Below are 557 nucleotides of genomic sequence, written 5' to 3' on the forward strand. Positions count from 1 at the left end.
GCTGGATGGTGGAGGAGTCGTTCCAGGTCGCCAAGGGACAGGTGGGGCTGGACGAACACGAGGTACGCAAGTGGTGCTCGTGGTACCGGCACACCACCGTGTGCATGCTCGCCATGGTCTTCCTGGTCACCGTCCGGAGCCGGCTCATACCGGCCCCGCCGACGACACCCGACCCCCGACCGTGAACGAGATCCGCCGCCTGTTCGACCGGATCGTCCTCGCCCCCGCCCGCACCGCCCGGACCTGGCTCGCCATGCACTGGCACCGCTGGCGCACCCGCCACCAGACCCGGGCCCGAACCAGCCACTACCGCACCCGAGCCGCCCGCGCTCACTCACCGTGAAACCACCGGCTGTAGTAATAGGCGTCATAGTCGTTGTATTCGATCCATGGCTGTCCTGCCCGTAGGCAGTTGCCGTTGTTGCCTGTACCACTGCCGTTGCCTGGGTCGGTGCCAGGTGCTGGGAGGCTCTGCGGGTCGGTCTCGGTGGGGGTGTAGTAATACAGCCGGTGGTTTCACGGTGAGTGAGCGCGGGCGGCTCGGGTGCGGTAGTGGC

The 557-nt window shown here is 67.3% G+C and carries 1 protein-coding gene and 1 pseudogene; both read left to right on the forward strand.

Annotated features, from left to right (window positions below):
- Positions 1–185 (forward strand): annotated as a pseudogene (locus RB628_RS41220) (IS701 family transposase); the annotation flags it as partial.
- Positions 182–343, forward strand: a complete 162-nt coding sequence (locus tag RB628_RS41225) for a hypothetical protein (protein WP_318325747.1) — start codon at positions 182–184, stop codon at positions 341–343. The pseudogene RB628_RS41220 and the gene RB628_RS41225, both read left to right, overlap by 4 nt.
- Positions 344–557 lie beyond the last annotated feature (214 nt).

This window comes from Streptomyces sp. ADMS (assembly GCF_033441795.1).
Classification (GTDB): domain Bacteria; phylum Actinomycetota; class Actinomycetes; order Streptomycetales; family Streptomycetaceae; genus Streptomyces.